General features: G+C 32.4%; 17 protein-coding genes. 5 read left to right on the forward strand and 12 right to left on the reverse strand.

What is annotated here, in order from left to right:
• The 5 genes from NNH57_RS06000 to NNH57_RS06020 all read right to left on the reverse strand — a co-directional run.
• A partial coding sequence (locus NNH57_RS06000) for a sodium:solute symporter family protein (protein ID WP_254504128.1) occupies window positions 1–1,980 on the reverse strand: 1,980 nt, incomplete at its 3' end.
• Window positions 1,981–2,300: 320 nt separating this feature from the next.
• Window positions 2,301–4,088, reverse strand: a complete 1,788-nt coding sequence (locus NNH57_RS06005) for a sodium:solute symporter family protein (protein ID WP_074409997.1) — start codon at window positions 4,086–4,088, stop codon at window positions 2,301–2,303.
• A gap of 91 nt (window positions 4,089–4,179) precedes the next feature.
• Window positions 4,180–4,443 carry a DUF4212 domain-containing protein gene (locus NNH57_RS06010; RefSeq protein ID WP_074409998.1) on the reverse strand — a complete coding sequence of 88 codons (264 nt, stop codon included), beginning with the start codon at window positions 4,441–4,443 and terminating at the stop codon, window positions 4,180–4,182.
• 12 nt (window positions 4,444–4,455) lie between these two features.
• Window positions 4,456–5,688, reverse strand: coding sequence for a hypothetical protein (locus NNH57_RS06015; RefSeq protein ID WP_108807626.1), 1,233 nt, complete (start codon window positions 5,686–5,688; stop codon window positions 4,456–4,458).
• 123 nt (window positions 5,689–5,811) lie between these two features.
• Window positions 5,812–6,231 (reverse strand): IS1/IS1595 family N-terminal zinc-binding domain-containing protein, encoded by a 420-nt coding sequence (locus NNH57_RS06020; protein WP_074410000.1) that lies wholly within the window; start codon window positions 6,229–6,231, stop codon window positions 5,812–5,814.
• Between the two features lie 150 nt (window positions 6,232–6,381).
• Here NNH57_RS06020 and NNH57_RS06025 point away from each other — a divergent pair, with 150 nt between their 5' ends.
• The 3 genes from NNH57_RS06025 to NNH57_RS06035 all read left to right on the forward strand — a co-directional run bounded on the left by NNH57_RS06025 (window position 6,382) and on the right by NNH57_RS06035 (window position 8,336).
• Entirely contained in the window at window positions 6,382–6,933 is a 552-nt protein-coding gene (locus NNH57_RS06025) for an NUDIX hydrolase (RefSeq protein WP_074410063.1), read from the forward strand.
• A gap of 97 nt (window positions 6,934–7,030) precedes the next feature.
• On the forward strand, window positions 7,031–7,483 hold the full coding sequence (locus NNH57_RS06030; protein WP_074410001.1) for a Dps family protein: 453 nt from the start codon (window positions 7,031–7,033) through the stop codon (window positions 7,481–7,483).
• A complete protein-coding gene (locus NNH57_RS06035; protein ID WP_082995026.1) occupies window positions 7,461–8,336 on the forward strand; it encodes an NHL repeat-containing protein in 876 nt (291 codons plus the stop codon). The genes NNH57_RS06030 and NNH57_RS06035 overlap by 23 nt, the downstream gene beginning before the upstream one ends.
• A 476-nt stretch (window positions 8,337–8,812) precedes the next feature.
• On the opposite strand, the gene NNH57_RS06040 is transcribed toward NNH57_RS06035, so the two are convergent.
• Window positions 8,813–11,449, reverse strand: a complete 2,637-nt coding sequence (locus tag NNH57_RS06040) for a S8 family serine peptidase (protein ID WP_108807627.1) — start codon at window positions 11,447–11,449, stop codon at window positions 8,813–8,815.
• A 1,445-nt stretch (window positions 11,450–12,894) separates the two neighbouring features.
• On the opposite strand from NNH57_RS06040, the gene NNH57_RS06045 reads away from it, so the two are divergent.
• Window positions 12,895–13,191: a hypothetical protein gene (locus tag NNH57_RS06045; protein WP_074410003.1), complete on the forward strand. Its 297-nt coding sequence runs from the start codon at window positions 12,895–12,897 to the stop codon at window positions 13,189–13,191.
• Between the two features lie 153 nt (window positions 13,192–13,344).
• On the opposite strand, the gene NNH57_RS06050 is transcribed toward NNH57_RS06045, so the two are convergent.
• From NNH57_RS06050 to NNH57_RS06070, 5 genes are all read right to left on the reverse strand, one after another.
• Window positions 13,345–15,528 (reverse strand): S8 family serine peptidase, encoded by a 2,184-nt coding sequence (locus NNH57_RS06050; protein ID WP_074410004.1) that lies wholly within the window; start codon window positions 15,526–15,528, stop codon window positions 13,345–13,347.
• Window positions 15,529–15,576: 48 nt separating this feature from the next.
• The gene (locus NNH57_RS06055) at window positions 15,577–16,491 is read right to left on the reverse strand and encodes a tail fiber protein (protein WP_082995027.1); all 915 of its coding nucleotides are present in this window, start codon (window positions 16,489–16,491) and stop codon (window positions 15,577–15,579) included.
• Window positions 16,492–16,545: 54 nt separating this feature from the next.
• Entirely contained in the window at window positions 16,546–17,655 is a 1,110-nt protein-coding gene (locus NNH57_RS06060) for a hypothetical protein (protein ID WP_159099193.1), read from the reverse strand.
• Between the two features lie 21 nt (window positions 17,656–17,676).
• Window positions 17,677–18,534, reverse strand: coding sequence for a hypothetical protein (locus NNH57_RS06065; protein WP_108807629.1), 858 nt, complete (start codon window positions 18,532–18,534; stop codon window positions 17,677–17,679).
• A 308-nt stretch (window positions 18,535–18,842) separates the two neighbouring features.
• The gene (locus tag NNH57_RS06070) at window positions 18,843–22,547 is read right to left on the reverse strand and encodes a metallophosphoesterase (protein ID WP_108807630.1); all 3,705 of its coding nucleotides are present in this window, start codon (window positions 22,545–22,547) and stop codon (window positions 18,843–18,845) included.
• A 56-nt stretch (window positions 22,548–22,603) separates the two neighbouring features.
• On the opposite strand from NNH57_RS06070, the gene NNH57_RS06075 reads away from it, so the two are divergent.
• Window positions 22,604–23,785: a Pycsar system effector family protein gene (locus NNH57_RS06075; protein WP_074410066.1), complete on the forward strand. Its 1,182-nt coding sequence runs from the start codon at window positions 22,604–22,606 to the stop codon at window positions 23,783–23,785.
• 84 nt (window positions 23,786–23,869) lie between these two features.
• On the opposite strand, the gene NNH57_RS06080 is transcribed toward NNH57_RS06075, so the two are convergent.
• Window positions 23,870–26,233, reverse strand: a complete 2,364-nt coding sequence (locus NNH57_RS06080) for a GAF domain-containing protein (RefSeq protein ID WP_074410009.1) — start codon at window positions 26,231–26,233, stop codon at window positions 23,870–23,872.
• Window positions 26,234–26,342: the final 109 nt, after the last annotated feature.

A 26,342-nucleotide genomic window follows, 5' to 3' on the forward strand; every position in this document is an offset into this window, starting at 1 on the left:
AACCTCTTTTAATTCATCGGTAAGTTGAGTTAATTCATCTGATTTTTGTTTTAAAAATTTATTTGTAGAAATCGTCTTTTTATTTTCTTCTAAAATCTCTAATACTTCTACCAAGGTAACAGGTTGTTCTTTGACTACACTGGATATTAAAATCCGGGAAGAAGCACTACCAATACTTCCAGTCAATAGTTTTTCTGAAAAATTAATTAGTCTTGCATCTGCGGCTTCAGCATTTTTTGGAAGGTCATATTTAAGATAAAACAAATCCAAAGCACGTTCTGTGCGTTTTTCTCCTAAAAATCGATTCAATACTTTTCTAATATCTGAAACATAGGCTTCTCCTTTCCATACAAATGCATTTTCCTGCAAGGAATTATAATTGCTATCCACAAACATTTCTCCGTAATTACGCTCTCTATAATTCCCTTTAAAAGAAAGGGAAACCGAAAGGTATACAATAACATTAGAAAACATACTCCAAAAAAATGCATGCGTTACCGGATTGAGAATATCTATACCAAACAATGCATAAGGTCTTAAAAGTTCGATTTCAAAAGGACCGTACACGATAAAATTCATATTACCGAATATTGTATCCAGTACAAAAGGTAAAACAAGAGTGTACCCTGTGATCAATGCTCCTGTAATGATTCCCATTTTTGCAGCTATAGAAGACCCTCTATTCCAAAATAATCCTATAAAAAATGAAGGCCCCAGTTGCGCAATAACAACAAAAGATAACTGTCCGATCGAGAATAATGACAATTCTATATTAAAATTGATATAGAAAAAATATGCTCCTAATATCAAACACAAAATAGCTATCCTTCTAATATTCTTAATATAATTGGCATTACGCTCAGGACGACTTTTACTAAATTTATCTAGAAATCCATAGGGAATAATTAAGTTATTACTAAGCATCGTTGATAACGCCAATGTAGAAACAACTACCATAGAAATCACTGCCGAAAAACCACCTAAAAACACTAGAGTTGCTAAAAACACATCTTTATTTTGTAAAGGAAGTAGCAATGAGTAATAATCTGGGTTCGCTATATCTCCTAATCGTAATTTTCCGCCCCAGGCGATAAAAACAACAAATACATTAAACAACAGTAAGTATAGTGGAAACATCCAAATTGCATTTTTAAGATCTTTTTTGGTCGTATTCTCTATCACAGAGACGTGAAATTGTCTTGGTAAAAGAAAAATTGCTAAAAAAGACAGGGCGATCATAAAATACCAATTGATACCAGACTCCAGGCTATCGAAGGTAGTTAATGATTCGAAGTCTTCTGTAACCGATATTTGATTGTAAATATCTGTGGTTCCATCAAAAAGAAAATAGGTAACATACCCTCCTACTCCTAAAAAGAAAATAAGTTTGATTACGGATTCTACCGCTACCGAAAATACTATTCCTTGCCTGCGTCGTGTTGCATCGGTAGTTCTTGTGCCAAAAAATGCCGCAAAAACTGCTAACAAAACCGCTATATAAAATGTTGAATCCTCAAAAATTGTTCCTGAAGAATTAACGGGGTCATTAGAAATGATCTCAAAAGTCTCTGAAACTGCTTTAAGTTGTAATGAAATATAAGGTAATACACCCAAGACACATATTATAGTCACTAACGCTCCTAAAAATCTATCATTACCATACCTAAGGGATATAAAATCTGCAATACTTGAAACTTTATGTTGTTTTGAAATTTTGATTATTTTTTTCAATACTACAATCCAAACTGGAAAAGCTATTACAGGTCCCAAATAAGTAGTGAGAAAACTAACCCCAGAGGTCGCTGCAATCCCAACACTACCATAATAAGTCCATGCAGAGCAATATACCGCGAGTGATAATGTATAGACATAAGGATTATTAACCCAGGATCTTTTTGCTTTTTTTTCGGCCCAGAAAGCAATTCCAAACAAAAGCAGCAGGTATCCTACAATTATGAATATTAGTACATAGCTATTCATAAAACTTTTTCAAAATTACAAAAGAGATCAAAATTGAAATTGCCCAAATCAGAAATACAAAAAAGTACAGTATAGGGAACCCAAAAATACTTCCGAAATGATTAAACATAAATATCAACGGAACATTAAACAGAAAAAGCAATGCAATAGAGAGTACTACCAGTTTTTGTTGATGACGTTTTTTCATGAGAGTACTTCTATTGGTTACTTATAGTTTTTGAGTTTATACACTTCAATTCTTATCATTTTTTTAGTCAGATTATTTTTCTTTTAAACCTCACAGATCTTAACAGGCCTGTGAGGTTTAATGCCTGGTACATCTAATGTGTTGCTTCTCCAGCTCCACTAGGGATTCTTATATTTTCTACAATCTCTTGTACTTCTTTTGGTGGTGCCGAAGTAAATTTGGAAATCACTAATGATATCACAAAATTAATCACCATGGCAACGGCTCCAAATCCTTCTGGAGAAATCCCAAACCACCATTCGCTAGATGGAGGAAGTGTTTCGTCGAACCATCCTAATTTATATTTTATCATATATAGCAGCATACATAAGATACCTACTACCATTCCTGCAATAGCACCTTCTTTATTCATTCTTTTATAAAATATCCCTAACACAATAGCAGGAAAAAAAGAAGCTGCTGCAAGACCAAATGCCAGAGCAACAACAGCTGCAACAAAACCTGGTGGGTTGATTCCAAAATACCCTGCAACGCATACGGCAGCTACCGCAGAAAGACGTGCTGCGATTAATTCTCCTTTTTCTGAGATATCTGGTTTGATCATTTTTTTGATCAAATCATGAGATACAGAAGATGAAATCACCAATAACAATCCTGCTGCGGTAGACAATGCTGCTGCCAATCCTCCTGCAGCTACCAAAGCAATTACCCAATTAGGGAGATTTGCTATTTCGGGATTTGCCAATACCATAATATCACGATCTACAAAAAGTTCATTCTTGGTTGCAGCATTTACATTTGTAATTTTTCGTTCTCCATGTTCTCCTCTATTTTTTCCATCAAAAACCGGTTTGTTTTTATTCCCTTCAACTGCATGGCCATTGGCATATTGCACTTGCCCATCTCCGTTTTTATCTGTCCATCCTAACAAACCTGTGTCTTCCCAGTTTTTAAACCATAAAGGAAGTTCTTCGTATTGTTTATTTTGTACAGATTCAATAAGATTTGTTTTAGCAAAAACTGCTACGGCCGGGGCAGTTGTATACAATATAGCAATTAACAATAGTGCATATCCCGCTGATTTACGAGCATCTCTAACGCGCTTTACAGTAAAGAAACGAACAATTACATGCGGTAATCCTGCAGTACCAACCATTAATGCCAAAGTTATAGCGAATACATCTAATATTGATTTAGAACCATTTGTATATTCTGAAAATCCTAATTCTGTACTCAAACCGTCTAACTTATCCAGAAGATATGTTCCTGAACCATCTGCAATGGTATCACCAAACCCTAACTGAGGTATTGGATTTCCTGTCATCTGAATTGAAATAAATATAGCTGGTACCATAAATGCAAAGATGAGTACACAATATTGTGCAACCTGCGTATATGTAATTCCTTTCATCCCACCTAATACCGCATAAAAGAGAACGATGATCATCCCAATGATCACTCCTGTATTGATATCTACTTCCAAGAATCTGGAAAATACAATTCCAACTCCTCTCATTTGACCTGCTACATAGGTAAAAGATACGAGAAGTGCACAGAATACTGCTACCGATCTTGCGGTTTTTGAGTAATATCGATCCCCGATAAAATCAGGAACTGTAAATTTTCCGAATTTCCTTAGATAAGGAGCCAGTAATAATGCTAACAATACATATCCTCCTGTCCACCCCATTAGGTATACAGCACCATCATAGCCAGAAAAGGCTATAATACCAGCCATAGAAATAAATGAAGCAGCACTCATCCAGTCGGCAGCGGTAGCCATCCCATTGGCTAAAGGAGATACGCCACCCCCAGCTACATAAAATTCTTTCGTAGAACTCGCTCTTGACCAAATCGCAATTCCTATATATAAAGCGAAGGTTAACCCTACCAGAATATAAGTCCACATTTGAACACTCATAATATATTTTTTTAGTTGTTTATAATCTTAGAGATTGTGTAAATTGAAGTAGGATCATGCCCTAACTAAATTCATGTAATTTTCTATCTTCTTATTCTTTGTCATAACCATATTTCTTATCCAATTTATTCATTAACCGAACGTAGACAAAGATTAGAATCACAAATACATAGATAGAACCTTGTTGTGCAAACCAAAATCCCAAAGGAAAGCCTCCCATATGAAATTGGTTTAACGCATCTTTAAAAAGTATCCCTGCACCGTACGACACGACAAACCATATTGCGAGTAAAATGAATAAGTATTTTACATTTTCTTTCCAGTAGGCACTGGCTTTTTGTTGTTTTTCTGACATAGTTATTAAGTTTTAGAGATAGATCATTGCTTGTAAGGTAACAAAACTTTGCGCATCATTATCACCATATTTTGTGTTTAGATATTCTAAGGTTAACTTAGAGTTATGACCACTAAAATACGCATTAGCTCCAACACCAAATGTTGTTGCATTATCATCAATAGCATCTATAGATCTCAAATTAAAAGATGTATACGGTTGAAGTTTAATTTTTTTATTAGCATTAGGAATTACATATCCTACATGTCCATATACCATAGATCCCGTCTCATAGGTTTGTCCTAAGGTATAATTCTGTCCGTAATTATTATTTTGATATGTTGCATAAGCCGTAATCGCCGAACCATTACTTCCTAAAGGAGCATCGTAGAATGCATCTACTGCAAATATTGCTACATCTTCTCCTTCTAGAGTTCCGTTTGTATTTGCGATTACACTTCCGTCTGGATGATAAAAGAATCCTGCACCAACATTAAATACCTTTTTACCTCCCAGATATGATCCAACTTTATAAGGTAAGAAATTGGATTCCTGGTCTAAAAAATTATAATCAAAATATCCTGCAAAATTCTTTCCGGCATCCTTAGACCCTAGTAATCGTCTGCCTGCATATACAGCTGGCCCATTAACAACAGGATCGGTGCCTTCCTGAAGGTTGTTTGTTATCGATTCATTAACAGATACACGATATTGTAATTTGCCAAATTTTCCTTTGGCATAAATCCCAATGTGACGTGCAAATTGATCTGATAACCCAATGTGTGCCCAGGACTGTCGATTATTATCCAGAGTCATAATATTAAGTGTGCTTTGATTATTAAGACGAGAAATCCCGTTCCAATAATGTAGTCCACCACCGATTGCATGATTTGCTCCAAGGCTATATTGCCCCCACACTCCATGAAAGAAAAGTTGAGAACTATCTCCTTTACCCACCGGGTTTAAATTATCAGCATTTAAACTATTTAATCCAAAATGAGTAAGAATCAAAAAATCCTTATTGATTTGAGAATACATTAGAATACGTGCTCTACGAATACTAAAATCTGTATTACTATCATCATCAGGAACGTCATCTGTATATCTTGCCCAAAACTGTGCCCAGGAAATAATCCTAAAGTATTTTGAACCAGATTCATTAAGCTTTACTTTAAGTCCTCCTGTATAGTCCGGAGATCCCTGAGAAAAGACGGAGTGCGAAATCAAAAAGCTACTTAAAAAAAGTAGTAATATGAGTTTTTTCATAATTTAAGAATTTGATTTGTAGAAAATGATTAATACTACTTGCGTAGTGTTGTGCACTTGCTAAAATTCTAAAAATTATGTCAGGCAATAAAAATTAGTATAGTTATTTGCTAATTGATATAGTTATTCTTTAAAGCGTTCCCATTTTATAAGCATAAATTTATCTCCCAACTCTGTCACAACAACCCCTGCTCCTTGAATATTTTCTGGAGATTGAAAATAATTTGCTAATTCTAAGGAGTTTAAAATTTTATATGTGGGATGATATTGAGAGTTATATGGTCGCTTGATATTGTATTTTTTTACCCAGTTGATAACACTAACATGGGATATCCCCAAAATACGTTCGATTTCACGGTATGTTAATCCTTCGAGATAAAGCTGTAATGCTTTGTTAACATAATAATCATCTATTTTTTTGCCCAGTTTATTAACTGTAAAATAATAACTGCAATCTTTACATCGATATCGCTGTCTTTGGTTGATTACCCCACTTTTTATATACTCAGGTGAACCGCAATTTGGACAGGCTTTAATCTTCATATATATTATTTTTGCATAAATATATCATTTTAGCAATAAAAATATAACAAGTATTTAATATTAATTATAGATAAAATTAACTTTTATAAGATGTTTATTGAAAATATATCTTTAATTTCCCTTTAACAATGCATAATTAAAAAAACAAATATGGCAGATGAGTTTATCGATATACTTCATAAAACAGGAGAGTTTACTGGAGAAGTAAAACTAAAGTCTGAAGCACATCGATTAGGGTTATATCATGCTAGTGTTCATATTTGGTTCTTTACAGATCAAGGGAAAATCGTACTACAAAAACGAGCCTGTAATAAAGATACGTATCCTGATTTGTGGGATGTTTCTGTGGCTGGGCATATCGGTGCTGGAGAAACACCAGAGGATTCTGCTATTCGAGAAGTTAAAGAAGAAATTGGTTTATCTATTTCTAAAAATGATCTAATGTTTATCGGAATATATTTAGCAGAAAAAACACCCAGACCTGATCTTTATGACAACGAATTTCATCATATTTACCTTTCTCGCCTTGATGTTTCTACTAAAACGCTAACACTTCAGGAAGAAGAAGTTTCTGATCTTACTCTTATCGATCTTGATGAATTAAAAAACATCCTTAAAGACCCAATCAGAGCCTCTGCATATGTTCCTCACGATGCTGTATATTATGATTTTATTCTTAAGAAAATCACAAATCAATTCTAGTAATATGCCTATTACAACTAACTATTGTAACTTGATACTTTACTACCTATATTATAATAATTTTGTATTGAAATTAAAAAATCAATAGATAAAAACTATGAGTAATTCAAACACAAAAACAATAGAAGCTTTAAATATATTATTAGCTGATTATCATATGCATTATCAAAAACTCAGAAATTTTCATTGGAATATCACTGGGTCCCATTTTTTTGAACTTCACGTGAAGTTTGAAGAGTTTTATGAAGATGCTAAACTGAAAATCGATGAAATTGCTGAAAGAATTCTAACACTTAGGGGTAAACCTGTGAGCAATTTTAGCTCTTACCTAAATCTCTCTAATATTAAAGAAGCAGATACAACGCTTGTGGATCACGAAATGGTCGCTACCATTCTTGAAGATCATAGCGCACTTTTGAATCAATTAAAAATAGTAACTACTGCTGCCGAAGATGCCAAAGATGACGGAACCCTGGATATTACAGGTACGTATATCGGAGAAATTGAGAAAACAAGTTGGATGCTTAATGCCTGGAATCATAGAAGCTAAAATTGTAAAACTCTCCTATCTTATCCTTTTGATGACTGCAACCGTTAGTTGTCAAAAGGATAAGAATACAAATTTGATAAAGGTTAACACTTTACCAAATATTCTTCATGAAATATCTGGTATCACTATGTTATCGGATCATAATTTGTATGCCATAAATGATTCTGGTAATAGCAATGTATTGTTTTGTTTAAATCAAAAAGGAAAAATAGTACGTGAAATCAAAATCCCCGAAGTTAAAAACATCGATTGGGAAGATCTTGCATATGATCTAGAAAACAATATTTATATTGGTGATTTTGGCAATAACGGTAATGACCGAAAAAATTTAGTCATCTATAAAGTTTCAGGAATTCTATCAAACACTATTGTTACCTCTAGAATTGAATTTATTTTTGAAGATCAAAAGAAATTTCCACCTAAGAAAAAAAGATTAAATTTTGATGTTGAAGCTTTTGTACACTTAAACGGTAATCTCTACTTATTTACTAAAAACAGGGGAAAAAAATCAAAAAGAGTTACTAAACTATATCGGGTTTCTGCTACGCCAGGAAAACATATGGCCAAACTAATTGGAACCTATGAAACCTGCAAAAATTATTCTAATTGTCTTATCACCGGGGCCGCAATCAATCGATCTGAAGATAAAATAGCCCTTCTCACACATAATAAAGTATTCTTACTCAGTAATTTTAAGGGTGATAATCTGTTTGACGGAAGTATTCAAAAAATAGCATTAAAGCATAATTCTCAAAAAGAAGGAATTTGTTTTAAAAACGATTCTATTCTCTTTATAACTAACGAAAAAACAAATCATCATAAAGCTACTTTATTTAAGTATATACTTAAATAAAGGCAACATTTTGGCGTCGAGTAGATACAGGGGATTTAAGCGATAAAACTTTTCGTTTATACCCTTCTTTACACATTCCTACTTTTCGAGAATCCTAGAATCAAATATTCACGGTGGCACACCTTGCTTCTATTCTATGTAAATCAAGTTCGTCAAAACCGAACTTCAAAATCTCGGTTAATCCTTCTATAGATTCTCTTTCAATTACCTTAGGTTACCTCAATATTGATTGAGATTCCTAATACATCATATTGATGAGCTTAACCCTTTTTGATTCTGGCGAAGGATATGAAAATTGAGTAAAAAAGGCATTTTTATAGCGAATTAAAAAAAATTTAAATTTCACATATTACAGAGGAAGAAAAACGTATAGAGGTCAGTATTTAAATACTGACCTCTATTAAATTTATTATGTTCTGGTATTTCAGAAGTTAAAATAAGATTCTCTCAGATAATCAGAATCTTACAATCAAAACTTATTGTATTACAACAGTTTTTGATAATTTTTTTGATCCCAAAATTAACTGCACTTGATAAAACCCTGAAGGAAGCCCTGATAAATCAACTTTTGTTTTACTTGAAGTCATTTTTTCTTTTTTTACTATTACACCATTGGAGTTAATAAGAGTTATTTGAGCCCCTATTAGTTTAGATGAAATAACAAATTGTTCTGGAGTTGGATTTGGATAAATAAGCATATCGTCAATGGATTCAGTGATTAATCCAGATTTTGATCCTTTGATATTCACAGCATAATCCTCAACCTCTCCATAACTTCTTGTTCCACAAGGAGTTCTACTGCTACTATTATAAGAAACTCTAATACGCATACCTGTAGTTCCTATAGATGCACCTGATGGTACTGGAATTGAAATCGAAGCTTCTGAGGCGCTACTTTTTGATAATAAATATTGTTCACCTGCATCTTCAAAATCACCATCAATATTCCAATCAATCCATGCCGTTACTTCATTCTCATTACCATATGGTTGACCAATAACTACCGATAATGCATAACTATTATTCTTAGCAACATCTGTAGATATATTTGTATAATCATGATAAGAATCTCTGGCTGAACTATTATCTATTGTTCCAAATTTAACCTTTGCAATATGTTCAGGCCCATTTGTAGCTTCTGCTGCACAATAATTCGGTGGTGTTCCTCCATCATTATTAGGATCAGTCGTAACTGTTAATACATTACTTGCTCCTGATACATTACCTGCTGCATCTTTAGCTTTGATGGTAAAATCATAACTTGTATTTGGCGTTAATCCTGATATTGTTGCTGTGGTACCATTTACCGTAGTAGAAAGGTTACTCCCATTGTAAACATCATACGCTGTTACACCTACATTGTCTGTTGAGGCTGTCCAACTTAAACTTACACTAGTTTTAGTTTTTCCAGTAGAGACCAGATTGGATGGTGCTGTTGGTGCTTCAGAATCAGAACCAGAACCATTCTGAGCCAATAAGACTGCTTGATGCGCATCAACCAAACCATATCCCATCTGATTATTCCAAGTTCCATTTGGTCGTCCTCCTGTAGTAGCATATGTATATGTTCCTACTTTCTGAGCGGATTGCTCGATAATTGTATTTACCTCACTATATGTTAAGTTTGGATTAACGCTTAATATTAGTGCAGCTACTCCAGCTACTACTGGACATGCTGATGAAGTTCCATTAAAAGTTTGCGTATAATCTGTTGTAGAATACCCATTTCCCCCCTGCCTGTCTGTAGTAGGCATTTTAACACCTGGGGCCATAATATCTAATTGACTACCATAACAACTACCCCACTGAGTCTCTCCGTCACAAGAGTTTGGATTTTTACGCTCTGCGCAAGGACTCATTGCTCCTACTATTAATAAATCTGGATTACTATTTCCCGGGTATCGAATATTTGTATCATTCTCATTACCCGCAGCAAAAACAATGACACAACCTTTTCCTCCTCTACCATTAGTTAATGTATTTGTTATAGCATTATCTATAATACTCGATGGCGCATATCCTCCCCAAGAATTACTAATCACATCTGCTCCATTTTGCCATGCCCAATTAAAACCACTTGCTAATTGAGATGGAGTATCTGAAGATACAAGATTGATACTGATCGATATTAATTTTGAAGTAGGTGCAACACCCGAAATTCCTAAATTATTGTCTTTCACAGCTCCTATAATACCAGCACAAGCAGTTCCATGATTTCCTCTTACTGTAGCTGGGGTTGTTCCGTTATTAGCGTCAAACCCTGTTCCATAAACATTAGCCTGTAAATCTGGATGATTCATTTCTAACCCATGATCATACACAGCTGTTTTGATACTTGGATCTCCGGTAGTTATGCTCCAAGCTTCCTCCATTTTGATATCAATTCCTGCCGTTCCTCCATTCTGCCCTGTATTATTTAAAGACCATTGGTTATTGAAGTAAGTATCATTCGAAGTTTCTATATTGTGATACATAAAAGCTGGTTCTGTACTCTCAAACAAACCTGTTTCATAAAAAATGTTAGCAAACTGTATTGAATTTAATTTATTTTTGGATGTTACAGAAAGCGTAAACCAAAGCGGCATGTACTTATCATGACCTAATACTTCTAGATCCATCTCTTTTGCTTTTTTATAGAGAATATCAATGTCGTTTTTATCTTTAAGTTTTACGTAGAAATTATTTGACAACCCTAATTCTCCTCCACTCTTTGTTATATATGTTGGAGAAGCCATTAAAGTATTAGGTAATTTCTTATAAGATTCGATCTCTTTATAATAATCAGCTATAGTTATATTTTTGCTTGTAGACACTTCCACATAATAGCTTTTTACAGCTTTCTTAGAAATTGCTTTAGCATCTAATGAAACTACAGTAGCTCTCGAATTATCTTCAACTATTTCTTTTATTTTTATTGAATTACTACGTAAAGATTTAAAAGAGTTAATAGAATTTTCTCCCTCAAATGAAATAGAAATAGTTCTAGTATCTATATCTAAAAAGAATTTTTCTCCTTTGTAGTAATAGAAAGTATCTGATTGTTTTTGTCCAAAGACACTTACTGTAAAAAACAGTAGCATCAATGGTGCTATTTTATATATTATATTTTGCATGATGTTTATTTGTTAAATTGTTATTGAAGTAGTTTAAACTTTTTTAATTCTATACCAAAACGGTGTTTTTGACACTTCATAGCACTGCTATAAAGTGAGAAAAAGAAAGGGGTTAAGTAAAAAAAGATATTTTTTACAGCGAATTAAAAAAAGTCAAATCACTTCATTCAAAAATAGATGCCTATTTTTAAATAAATATGTTTTATTTTTTTGGTAAGACGAGAATTAAACGTAATGATACGCTTATCTAAATTATCTATAAAGTTAATTCCACTATTTTCAAAAGTAGTTTTATACTCTATTCAGCCAAATGGATATCGTGTTTATCCATTTCTTATTCACAACTATAAAAGAAGAGAGAAAAGACTGTTAGTGTGCTTAAAATTTTCAGTTGAGTTTTCATTATTGTTTGATTTTTTGTGTTAAACGTATTTGTTTAAATTAAAATGTTGAGCTCTTATTAAAATTTGTTATTCAAAAGTAGAGATTAATTCAAATAAACAAATACGGCAAACACGTAACAAACAGACAGTTATGACTCGATCATCATCATCAAATCAGATAAATCGCCTCTTGGTTTTCAATAACGCAACAGTGTTGCATTACTGAAAATCAAAGGATTACACTAAAAAGAAGGATGTCGAAATTGGATAAAATTTCAGAAGAAAAAACCTATACAGATTTAATCAAATTAAATCCTATTTAACATTAAATTAACTTTTAATTTAATGTTAAATAACTTTTAATTAACAGATTAACAAATCTAATTCGGAATAAATCAGTACTATTTTTACGATATTCTAATTCACAAATCGATATTATATTCAGGTTTATGATCATTTATTTATACATTGAAACAAAAAAAACCGTTGTTCAACACTTTTTATACTAATGCTATTTGTGGTAGATCCTTATTTGTTTTCACGAGAACTTTTACCTCCTTATAGAGAAGGTAATCGGAGTCATTTACAAATAGAAATAAGTAATAGTATTTATAGTAACTTTTACTTCACGAGAATGATTTTTACCCTTTAACATAAGTTTAGAATCTTGAGTTTGTGTTTCTGTGCCTACATTAGCATTTTATAAATAAAAACGTATTCTAATTAGGGCGTCCATTCCTGTATTAATATTCATTAGGATGAGTATATAAACTGTTTTTTTTCATTTGTGTAATTTTAAGTTGGTTTTAAAATATTGTTATGTTACATTTTGACATAAAAAAAACCCATAGCAGAATTCTTTCGAATCCTGATTATGAGGTAATTTTCAATAAATATAGAATACAATAAGGCTAAAGAACTTTAGCTTATGGTTATTGTTATGTTAATTTTTTATGATTTTATTTAGACTATCTGAATATACTACTAAATACTAAAAACAGAGGAAAAAAATCAAAAGGAGTAACTAAACTATATCGAGTTTCTGCTACACCAGGAAAGCATATGGCCAAACTAATTGGAGAATACGAAACTTGCAAAAATTATTCTAATTGCCTTATCACTGGGGCTACAATCAATAAATCCGAAGATAAAATTGCCCTTCTCACACATAACAAGGTGTTTTTACTCAGTAATTTTAAAGATGACAACCTATTTGATGGGGTTATTCAAAAAATAGCATTAAAGCATAATTCTCAAAAAGAAGGAATTTGTTTTAAAAATGATTCTATTTTTTTTATAACTGATGAAAAAAAGAGACATAAAAAAGCTAGTTTATATGAATATCAGTTTAAAAAATAGATTCTTTCATACTGTGTTATTAAATAGCAAAAACAATTCTTTCTCATAAACCTTTATCTGTCTATAATACCCTCATATATTACACATTGATTTAAAACAGTGTTTTATATCTATAAAGATATCATAGACAGATTAGATTTATTCATTCTTTAATTAATTCTTCACTATATTCTTATAAATTATATCACCATTGGTCAAAGTAATCTTTAACACATATAGTCCTGTCGGCAGATGATTCATGTTAAGTTGATCTTTGTAAGAAGAGTTACCTCTCAATTTCGATTTCTCTGCGAATCTACCCATATAATCATTCAGTACCCATGAAGTTATTTGTTTTGTACTATTAATAGTTACCATCCCCTTAGTTGGATTAGGGTGCACTTTAACCATCTCTAATACTTCTAAAACATCATTTTCTATACTAACATTCTCATAAGTAATAACTTCTTGTTGGCTAGTCGATTCTTCTTCAACAACTCTTTTTCCGGAGCATCCTTGGATATATGCTCTAAAAGATGATCCTGATTTAGCACTAAATCCTGTTTTTAGGTGAATCGAAGTTCCTGCATCATATGCTGCAATTCCTCCACTAAAAATAACATTGGTAGCTGTTATTGTGTTTTTTGCTTCCTGAATATCTGTTTGACCAGAAAGCACATTTTGGGTAATCGTAAGGTTATCCTGGCAACTTTGAGCCAATAATACAGCTTGATGCGCATCTACCAAACCATAACCCATTTGATTATTCCAAGTTCCATTTGGACGCCCTCCTGTAGTAGCATATGTATATGTTCCTACTTTCTGAGCAGATTGCTCGATAATCGTATTCACGTCACTAAATGTTAAGTTTGGATTAACACTTAATATTAGTGCTGCTACTCCAGCTACTACTGGACATGCTGATGAAGTTCCGTTAAAAGTTTGCGTATAATCTGATGTAGAATACCCATTTGCCCCCTGTCTATCTGTAGTTGGCATTTTAACACCTGGGGCCATAATATCTAATTGACTACCATAACAACTACCCCACTGAGTCTCTCCGTCACAAGAACTTGGGTTTTTACGCTCTGCACAAGGACTCATTGCTCCTACTATTAATAAATCTGGATTACTATTTCCTGGATATCGAATATTTGTATTATTCTCATTACCCGCAGCAAAAACAATGACACAACCTTTTCCTCCTCTACCATTAGTTAATGTATTTGTTATAGCATTATCTATAATGCTAGATGGCACATATCCTCCCCAAGAATTACTAATCACATCTGCTCCATTTTGCCATGCCCAATTAAAACCACTTGCTAATTGAGATGGTGTGTCTGATGTCCTAAGATTGATACTGATCGACATTAATTTTGAAGTGGGAGCAACACCCGAAATTCCTAAATTATTATCTTTCACAGCTCCTATAATACCAGCACAAGCTGTTCCATGATTCCCTCTTACTATAGCTGGTGTTGTTCCATTATTAGCATCAAACCCTGTTCCGTAAACATTAGCTTGTAAATCTGGATGATTCATTTCTAACCCATGATCATATACAGCCGTTTTAATACTTGGATCTCCCGTAGTAATTCCCCATGCTTGCTGCATATTGATATCAATTCCTGCCGTTCCTCCATTCTGCCCTGTATTATTCAAAGACCATTGGTTATTGAAATAAGTATCATTTGAAGTTTCTATATTATGATACATGAAAGCAGGCTCTGTACTCTCAAACCAACCTGTTTCATAAAAAATATTAGCAAGCTGTATTGAATTTAATTTATTTTTGGATTTTACAGAAAGCGTAAACCAAAGCGGCATATATTTATCATGACCTAATACTTCTACATTCATCTCTTTTGCTTTTTTATAAAGAATATCTATGTCATTTTTATCTTTAAGTTTTACATAAAAATTATTTGACAAACCTAAGTCTCCTCCACTTTTAGTGATATATGTTGGTGAAGCCATTAAGATATTAGGTGTACTTTTATAGGACTCAATCTGTTTATAATAATCAGTTATAGGCTTCTTTTTGGTCGTAGACACTTCCATATAATAGCTTTTTATAACTTTTCTACTAGCCGCTTTGTCGTCTATTGCAATTACCGTAGCTCTTGCATTATCTTCAATTATCTCTGTTGTTTTAACCAAATTACTATTTAGAGACCTAAAAGAGTAAATAGAGTTTTCTCCTTCAAATGAGATAGAAATAGTTTTAGTATTTATCGTTAAAAACACTTTTTCTCCTTTATAATAGTAGAAATTGTCTAATTGTCTTTGCCCAAAGGCACTAACAGTAAGAAACAACAAAATCAATGGTATTATTTTATATATTATATTTCTCATGATGTTTATTTGTTATTTAAAAACAGTTGTATATTATTAGAGTATATTTTACTTCTTGGTAGATTTAGATTCTAACAAACTAATACGTTTGTTTTGTTCAATCACATACAAAGTCAATTCCTCTATCTTTTGAAGTAGTTTAATATTCATTTCTGCTAAATGAATACCGTTCTTTTCCATCTCTTCAGCCGATGCTATTTCTGGTAAATGTTTGTTTTTCTTTACAAAAGCTTCTACCTCTACTAAAGAAGGCAACTGATACTCATTTGCAAATACAAAATCAGCCCCTCCTGCTGTAGCCGTTACTTTTATTTCGCGAGAGTGAATATTTCCTTTTACTGTAAGTTTAGAGTCTGGAGTTGTAGTTCCTATGCCTACATTACCATTTGTTAAAATGGTCATCTTTGAAGCATAATTTGTAATAAGATGCAAATTATGGTTGCTTTCTGTACCAACAAAACCTCCTCCTCCATACCAGGATTCGTTATGAGAGAATATTCCGGTTCTGTATTTTTTATTTACACTAGTTGCCAGAATTTTAGAATGTTGCGAACCGGCAACATCTAGTACTCTGTGCCATCCTTGTGCATTAGAAGGGCTTTGCGTTCCTATCCCTACATTACCATTTGTTAAAATAGTCATCTTTGAGGCATAATTTGTAATAAAATGTAAATTATGGTTACTTTCTGTACCCACAAAACCTCCTCCTCCGTACCAGGATTCGTTATGAGAGAATATTCCGGTTTTATATTTTTTATTTACGCTGGTTGCCAGAATTTTAGAATGTTGTGAACCGGCAACATCTAGTACTCTGTGCCATCCTTGTGCATTAGAAGGGCTTTGCGTTCCTATCCCTACATTTCCACCATCTGAATAAATAGTATTTTGATTATCATAATTATGCTGAGCCTTAACCCCACTATAAAGCACTAGCAATACGAGAGTAAAAATTGTTTTTTTCATTTTGTGTAATTTTAAGTTGGTTTAGTTTGTGATTTTCATTTATCTCAAACTGTTTTATTTTTTAGTTTTGATTAACTTTTCTATTTCTGATAATCTGTTTGATAAGAATTTTAATTGTTCAATTTCACTAGCTTGCTGCTTAATTTCTTTTTCTTGTTGAATCGTATACAGTGTTAATTCCTCAATTTTTTGTAGTAATTTAGCATTCATTGCTCCCAGAAGAATTCCATTTTTCTCTACTTCTTTAGCACTTGGAATATCCTTTAAATGACCTTTTTCTTTGATATGGTTTTCTACTTCACTAAGTGTTGGAAGGGTATAATCTGTTTCAAAAACGAAATCTGACCAGCTAGTTGCTTCTACTTTGATTTCTCTTGCTCCTACCGAACCATCTACTGCAAGCTTATGAGATCCTGTTGTTATTGTTCCTATACCTACTTTACCTATATGATCTATAGTCATAGCTGTTTTAGAACCAGAAACATATGCGTTGGTTGTTGAAAAATACATTTTTGTCCCATAACTACCATCACTTCTTACATAGATACCTGCCTGAGCATTTTCTCCATTAGATGCATCATCAGATGCACCAAATGTTATAGCGCTTCCAAAATGGTTATTTGAATTTTCAGGATCTAAATGAATAGAACCAACCGATAGCCCGGGAATTGATTCACTCCAATTATTTGAGCCCCCTGCGATCTGAAGTCGAGATTTAGGAACATTTGTCCCTATACCTACTTTACCTATATGATCTATAGTCATAGCTGTTTTAGAACCAGAAACATATGCGTTGGTTGTTGAAAAATACATTTTTGTCCCATAACTACCATCACTTCTTACATAGATACCTGCCTGAGCATTTTCTCCATTAGATGCATCATCAGATGCACCAAATGTTATAGCGCTTCCAAAATGGTTATTTGAATTTTCAGGATCTAAATGAATAGAACCAACCGATAGCCCGGGAATTGATTCACTCCAATTATTTGAGCCTCCTGCGATTTGAAGTTGAGATTTAGGAACATTTGTCCCTATACCTACTTTATCATTAAGAAAATAAAAATTACTTGCATTGCTATTATCTTCTAATTTTATTTTTTTTTGGGCATAAATTCCCGAACTAATACCCATTAGAATGAGTATGAAAACTGCTTTTTTCATTTTGTGTAATTTTAAGTTGGTTTATTTTTTAGCTTCTATTAGTTTTTCTATTTCTGATAATCTATTAGATAAAGATTTTAATTCTTCAATTTCATTAGCTTGCTGCTTAATTTCTTTTTCTTGTTGAATCGTATAAAGTGTTAGTTCCTCTATTTTTTGTAGTAATTTAGCATCCATTGCTCCTAGAAGAATTCCATTTTTTTCTACTTCTTTAGCACTTGGAATATCTTTTAAATGTCCTTTTTCTTTGATGTGATTTTCTACTTCGATAAGTGTAGGAAGAGTATAATCTGTTTCAAAAACAAAATCTGACCAACCATTTGCTTCTACCATTATTTCGCGTGCACCTATAGATCCTTCTACTGCTAGTTTATGTGCCCCCGTATTATTGGTTCCAATACCGACTTTTCCATTCGGAATTAAAAACTTATTCGCTCCATTTTCAAGACCTAGAATGAAATTAGTAAGGTTGGTGTTAAAACCCATATAAGCTTTACGAACTCCTGCTTTATTTTTCCATTGCGTATAGAGCCATTTGTCATCTAAGGTCTGAAATGTTGCTATAGCATCTGAAGTACTACTCGCGTAGAATGCTCCTCCATTAAGATGTAAATTTCCATTATTAACAGAAAATTTATTCGCTCCATTTTCAAGACCTAAAATAAAATTAGTAAGACTCGGATCAAATCCCATATATGCCTTACGAACTCCTGACTTATTTTTCCACTGGGTATAAAGCCATTTGTCATCTAAAGTTTGAAATGTTGCTATCGCATCTGAAGTGCTTTTAACTGTTAATGTACCTTCAATTGTTTCGTTTTGAGCTTTTGAATTAAAACTTAATATGATCAATCCGATTAGTAAAACTGTTTTTTTCATTTTATGTAATTTTAAGTTGGTTTTAAGATTATTGTTACGTTACATTTTGGCATAAAAAAACCCCATAACAGAATTCTTTCGAATCCTGATTATGAGGTAATTTTCAATAAATATAGAATATAATAAGACTAAAGAACCTTAGCTTACGGTTATTGTTATGTTAATTTTTTATGATCATATTTAGGTTATCTGAATGCATTACTAAATTTAGAATATCACATAGCTGTAGCACTATTTGATGTTCATGAAAGGAAATTATTAACTAGGTTATTTCAAGCTTAAAAAAACTTCTAAAGACTGTAAAAACCCTATAAGCTCATCCCAAAACCAAATGTAAATCGTAGTCCATCATCACTAGAGAATACTCCTAACTGTCCCCCGATAGCATCCATGGCATTAAGCCAAATGCCTCCACCTACAGAATCATGCCACTGATCAGAATCTTCACCATCTAACCACACTCTCCCAATATCATAGCCCCCAAAGACTCCTAATTGTAGCGGTAATAAACCTGTTTTAAATTTATTAAAACTATATCTTAAATCTCCAGTAAATGCTAATGCACTTTCACCGGTAAAACGTTCTTCTCTATATCCCCTCAACCCTTTTGTACCTCCCAGATTAGCACCTTGGTAAAACTCAAAACCATCACCAAGATTGATTTCTGCAATCACATCTGTCTTAAGTACTAATCTTCGATCTCGAGTAATCGAATTATAAAAACCTAATCTTGGATAAATATATCCATATGTTCTATTCGAATCTTCTACATTTGTTCTAACACCTGTTTGCAGTTTAAACAACATTCCTCTGGTAGGATTAATATCATTATCATAGCTTTCGAACTTATACATTACATCTAGGTTCGTAAAATATTTTCTTTCAAAAAAAACAGGGTCTGCAGTTACAAAATCCAAGCCAGAAGTAACAAACCTATCTTGTGTATCTTGAACCTCTATCCCTTCAAATGCTGCTTTAATCGAAAATTCGTTACCATAATTATCTCTTTTAGAAACTCCTAATCCAAATGACCAAATTCCCATCTTAACTCTATTATAATCCATATCTAGTTCCTCATCTGGATTAATAGTATTGTTTCCGAATCCAAAAAAGTTTTGTGCAAAATTCTCACTTGTATATACTGCATCAATAAGAAAATTCCAGTTACCTAATGCTTTTACAAATTCTCCTGAGTATGATAAATCATAACCTTCTGTCTGAAAATAATATGCAGCTCTTACTCTATGTTTACTGTGGTATGGGTTATTTTTAAATCCATTTATTGTATATACATCTGTTACATTAATGTTGAGTCCATCATCCGGATTAAAACCAATAAAAGGAGTTACAGTATTGGTTTTACCTACATATTTATTATAATCATAAAGATTATAGTCATAAATGTTACTTAATATAAATTTTGCGCCACCTTTTTTCTCTATAGTATTAGGTTTTGATTTATGATCATAGATTTTTACTTTTCTTCCATTCTCTATTGCATATGTATCATTATTTTGACCACCTACAATTCGAATTTTTATCAAGTTTTTTCCTTTTCCCTTTACAACAAATCGATCGTCATCATCCAACCCATAAATCCAAATTTCTTTAGTTTCTTTAGCAGTAAAACTTCTACTACTATATGGTTTTTGTTTTTCATCTCCTTTTATTCTCGAAATCTTTATCGTTGTTTTTCCTTCTTCTCTAAGTATTTCAAAAAGATCATCTTTATCTGTTCCTTTAATAATGACATGTTTTGAAAGATATGTATAGTAACGATTAGCGATATCTTCAATATTATCTCTTCTAAGTTTAAGATTTCTTTTTATTTTTTCTACTACCTCATCTTGAAGGTTATCCGGGAGATTAGTAAATGCTTTTTCAATATCGGTGTCAGAAAGGTTTTCTTTAATATATTTTGCTTGTTCTATCCATATTTCTTTTCCCGAATTCTGAGTTAATGTTCTATCTAATGGCAATCCTGATTGATTAATCCATCTCACTTTTTTAAGTTTTCCATCATATACCTGAAACTTACGAACTAATGGAACCACGAATTTTACAACATCCATAAGTATTCCATCATAATTAGAAAAAACCTGATCTCTATCTCTAGGGATAGGCCTGTACTCTTTACCGTTTTTGGTATCAAATCGAGCCCATCTCCATTGATCAGAATGGCGATCCCAATCTCCTAAGATCATATCAAAGAGCCTGGTTCTTATATAGTGCTCTTCGTCCATTTGATATTTTTCGTCTTTCCTTAGTCTACTTAACAAATCATCTGTACTTTCGATATCGTCAGGGTTTCCAAAAGTAACCTCGTCTTTATATTCTTTTCCTGGTCGTTCTTCTAAAAAATATATTTCATCACCAAAACTTTCATTGTATTTACCCAATGCAGGATGTTTTGGAATATAATACAACTTAGGATTTGCATGATATACTCCTATAGCATCAGCCAATGTACCAACAGTTAAAAACGCATAAGGGTAGCTAGATGTATAGAAATCTGAAAGGAGATCTTCTGTAAACGTATCATCAAACCCACCTTCGAGATATGTATATTTAAATACTCCTTTCTGTAAAAATTGTGTAACACTTTTACGCATTGCTCTAAGGCTATAGCGCTTTCCATCTTTATCGATAAGACGTAGCGATCTTGTCACCTGTCCTCCTCCTTGTCTATCAATAGTAAAACCTCCCATTAAGGTATCTAAAGTAGCCACAGGAACTTTTATATCGGTTCCGTACACATACCGATAGTGATCACCCCACATCGATTGATACAATTTTGATTTTTTTACTTCATCTTTAGTATAAATTGAAGCCGAAACTTCTGGTTCAAAAGAATTCTTAACATTACTAAAATCATATTCTTTTTCTTTTTGATGAACTATAGTTTGATATACCAATTTTGGGTTTCCGTTATCATTTCCGAAAAAGCGAACATTAGAAGAACCATCTTTATATACATCTAATATTGCAAAGCCCTGTCCCGGGTATGCAAACAATCCGTCTTTCCCTAAAGAAACCGATGAAACCTTGGATCCAGAACCTGATACAATTTGTTTTAACCCATCACTATCGATATACTGCAAGGAGTGTTCATGGCCCGAAACAAAAACTGCCTTATCCAAATCCCTTGTCATTGTAGATAGTCTTCTCATTAATTTATTATAACGAACATTAGATAAATCTTGCGTAGAAATTCCTCCCTGAGATCGTATCTGAGCGGCTAATGAACCCAAAACCGGAAGAGGTATTTTCTTTTTTGAAGGAAAAATATGTTTATCAAAGCTATATTTCCCTCCATGTATACCATTCGTAAACATGGGGTGATGCATTGCTATAAGGATAGTTTTCTTACTATGTTTTTTTAATTCACCCTCTACCTCAAGAAAGAATTTTTCACGAGTCTTAATTTCACAATTGTCATTTATCGTTGGATTCTTATCCCAATTCGCCAAATACCACTGCGTATCTAAAATCAACAAATGCACTTTATCACTAATTTCTACGCTTTCGACAGGACACCCTTTTGCAGGCAAAAAAGCTTTTTTATTGTCCATTTTTTTGGTTATATACCGCTCTTGCCGACGTAAACCTTCTACCCCATTAGCATACCAATCATGATTTCCCGGAATAAAAATAACATCTCCATCAAAACCCTTAGTTGCTTCAATTTGAGCATCTATCCTATGTTCTCCCAGAGCTCTTTCGGGAGATTCTTTTTTGGGCATTCCTTTTTGATAAATATTATCCCCTAAAAAAATAAGATAATCGTCTTTTGTTTTTGCAGTATCCAATACTTTTTTAAGAATCGAAAGTCCTTCTGTACTCTCTTTCATTTTGGCATTTCCAGCATCTCCCACCAGATAAAACGTCTTTTCTATAGTAGCACTAGGTAATGTTTGAGTAAAATTTTCGACTTTATATTGAGGAGCGTATGTTGCACATGAACTGAGTAATAAAGCAACACAAATAATTAGAATCTTATTATATTTATTCATTGTTTGAAGTACAATCTCTTTTTTTTAATTATTTTGGTTATCGAAAAATTAAAAGTATGTCTTCTCTACTAGAAAAAACAGATCATTTCGTTTTGGAACTTTTTGAAAAAGAGCTCCCTAACTCTTGTATCTACCATAATTACGATCATACCAAAAGAGTATTTAAAAGTACAAAAGAAATTATTGATAACACTAATTTATCTGATGAAGATAAAGAAGTTTTATTGCTTACTGCATTGTTACATGACACCGGGTACTCTAAAAGTTCTAAAGATCATGAAGAACATAGCGTAGAGATAGCCAAAGATTTTTTAAGTCAACAAAATGTTTCTCAAGAGATTATAAATCAAGTTTCGGAACAGATTATGGCGACCAAAATGGAGCATGTCCCTACTAATCTTATGGAAGAAATTATACGGGATGCCGATGCTTCTCATTTTGCAAAAGACTATTATGGAGAAACAAGCGAACTGTTAAGGTGTGAATTTAAACTTAATGCCATTAAAGATTTAACTCCTTCTGATTGGCTAAAGGCTAATATTGATCTATTTAAAAACAAACATCAGTATTATACAGAGTATGCTATCTCTCATTGGAAACCAAAAAAAGAAGAAAATCTTACCAAAATGTTGGAAGAACAAGCGAAACTAAAAAAGGAAAAGAAACAAGAAAAGGAAAAATTAAAAAAAATACTAAGAGAAGAAAACCCCGAAAAAGGAATACAAACTTTATTTAGAGTTACCTTAAGGAATCATATGAAACTAAGTGATATTGCTGATACAAAAGCCAATATATTACTTTCTGTAAATGCTATTATTATATCTCTCGCGTTATCAAATCTTATACCTAAGCTAGATAACCCCTCTAATCAATATCTGATATATCCAACTTTGATATTTATCCTATTTTGTATCGCTTCTATAGTATTATCTGTATTAGCAACACGTCCTAATATAACAAGTGGGGAGTTTACTCGTAAAGAAATAGAAGAAAAGAAAGTTAACTTATTATTTTTCGGAAATTTTCATAAAATGCCATTAGATGAATATAAATCGGCAATGACAGATCTAATGAATGATAAAGAATACATCTATGATACGATGATAAAAGATCTTTACTTTTTAGGTAAAGTTTTGCATAAAAAATACAAAATCTTAAGGGTTACATATACCGTTTTTATGATAGGGATTATAACCTCTGTTATTTCATTTATTTTTGCCTTTAACTCACTACAATAGATAATTTGGTAGGTGGCATACTATACCTTTATAACATATGCTAATGCTATAAAAAGATAATCATCAGGAATAACGCTTCCTGATTTAATTAATTTCTTTCATCAAATCTTCATATGTATAGTATTCTTTATCTTGTTCACTCTTATGATAAAGAATATTAACTCGTAGTGCTTTTAACCCAGTAACCCCCTGAAGATTATCTAATTCTACAATCTCAATTTCTTCTTCGAGGTAATTCTTAGATTGCAGGAAATTAAGATATTTGATATATTCTCTTTCATCAGAGCGTTGAGAATAGATAATCACCAATTTACCTTTTTCTGTAACTCGCTGATCTGTACCTTTGATTTTAGATTTATCTACACGTTTTTTTACAACTTCGTACCTTGCATTATAGGTTCCATCAACATCAAATCTTTTTTCATCCATTCTAAACCTAACTGATAAAGAAGAATTAAATACCAAAACCATAGAAGCTACATCCAGTGCAATAGGCAAATCTTTTTTCATTTGATAATATGCATTTTCCATTTCGCACATAATCTGCAACTGCCATAATCTGAGGTTGTACAAATACACTTTATTAAAGCTTTCTTGTTTTGTTATCGATTCTCCGATATACATATTATGCTCTACCCCATCAGATTTGAAACGTTCAAAATAATGTGGATACATTCCTTGTGCTTCATCTTGCTTTTGATCTAATAAAGATGCCATCTTTTTATTGATAAGCATAACAGATTCATCATAAGCTTTACGATGTTTATATACTGTTTTTATAACTTTATCCAGCATATTATCATATTGATCAATAAGTGTATCGAGCTCAACGTTTTTTTGTTTAAGGTGCTTAAACAGTGGTGTAATTTCTTTTTTAATAAAGTTTAAAATTTTCTGTTCACTATCTACTTGCAATTGTTCTGTTATAGAATTAATATATCGATTTGTTCTATATTTTAATTGTTCATAAATAGGTAACGGATCTGATTCTATCACTTTATTAATTACTTTAGCAATTCCTTTAAGCTGTAACACCAAATCTTTTTGTATGGCTTGGTTACGGGCCTCAGAAGAACCTTTTATATCAATTTGCCCATATAATGGGTATACATTTTCAAAAACAACTTCTCTAAATGATACAGGGTTTTCATCCACCATAGCACGCATAAATCGTTTTGCTTCTTGTTTAAACTTCCAATGTACGCTAGGGTGAATCGAGGTGCATTCTTGCTGGATAATCAACTCTAACTCATTCTCTGTTTTGGATTTAGAACGTAGAACAGAATCCACCAAATATGGCATAACATCCTGTAATTTATTAGCATTAATACTATTCAATTCATGAACATTAGGCGATACGATTTCTAAAATACCTAGTAATTTATTACCGCTTTTTATAGGAGCAAGTATTGCACTATTAATGCCTTGAGCTACCAGATTTTTATACATGATCTGATCTTTAGCTAACTTTTGATATTTTTTTACATCAGAAATAGCAAAATATGTAAACTCTTCAAAAAGATAATGATATGTCCCATCACATAGTGCAGATTCACAACAATCAGAATATTTATCGTACAAAATATAACTATCTATATCCTTAAAAGGTACTCTTTCTAATACTTCTTCTTCTGGATTATAGCTAGAAAATCCGACTTTAATTTCGTGTAAATTGAATATTGCTCTAAAAATTTGTTGAAAACTACCAACAAAATCACCCTGTGTTTTATCATATTTAATAAGGCTGGTTTTGAAGTCAGACAACGAAACATCTGTTGTAACATCAAACATATTTGCAATAACCACACCTTTAAAAAGCCAACTATGTGGTGGGAATTTTTCCTTCCAGATATCTACATTGTCAAAATTATCTAGTAATTCTGCCACATCCTCATCTGTAATATCTTTGGCTCTATCTGTTTTTATAATATCTATAAAATCTCCATTATACATGATTCTGTAATGCCTCATTATCCCGATAGCATCAGGAATATCATAAAAGAAAGGTCTTCTAAAATCAATATTATATCCATAATAAATACTCAAAACCATACTACATCCCATGATGTAATAATGATTCTGATCAAAGTTTTTAATCTGAGGTTCAAAATCTTTACCTGCAGTGGCTATTATATTTTGATAACGTTGAGATGATTTTAATACTGTATTATGAAAAGGTATTGTAGCAATCTTTATTTCATTTTGCTGTAGAATTTGTGCAAAAGAATCTTCTAATATCAAATCAATCTGAGGTAACAATTCATTTATTCTCGTTTCCTCCTTTATCCCTTCTTCTAATTCAGGATATTCTTTTGCAATTTCTAAAACTCGTGAAGCTCTCTCCTTAACAAGTTCATTACCATTTTTGAACAATTCTCTGTAATGTTCAAAAAACTTTGAAAAACTAATCGATATGTCTAATGGAAAATCTTGCTCTAAACCCCTCATGTCTGCTCTTTTCTGGTCGTTTACAAAAATAATACAAACCAAATTGTATCACTAGATATTAACAATTAATTAAACCATAATTTTAAATCTAGCAAATTTACGTGGTTGT

The organism is Aquimarina spinulae (assembly GCF_943373825.1).
Taxonomy (GTDB): Bacteria; Bacteroidota; Bacteroidia; order Flavobacteriales; family Flavobacteriaceae; genus Aquimarina; species Aquimarina spinulae.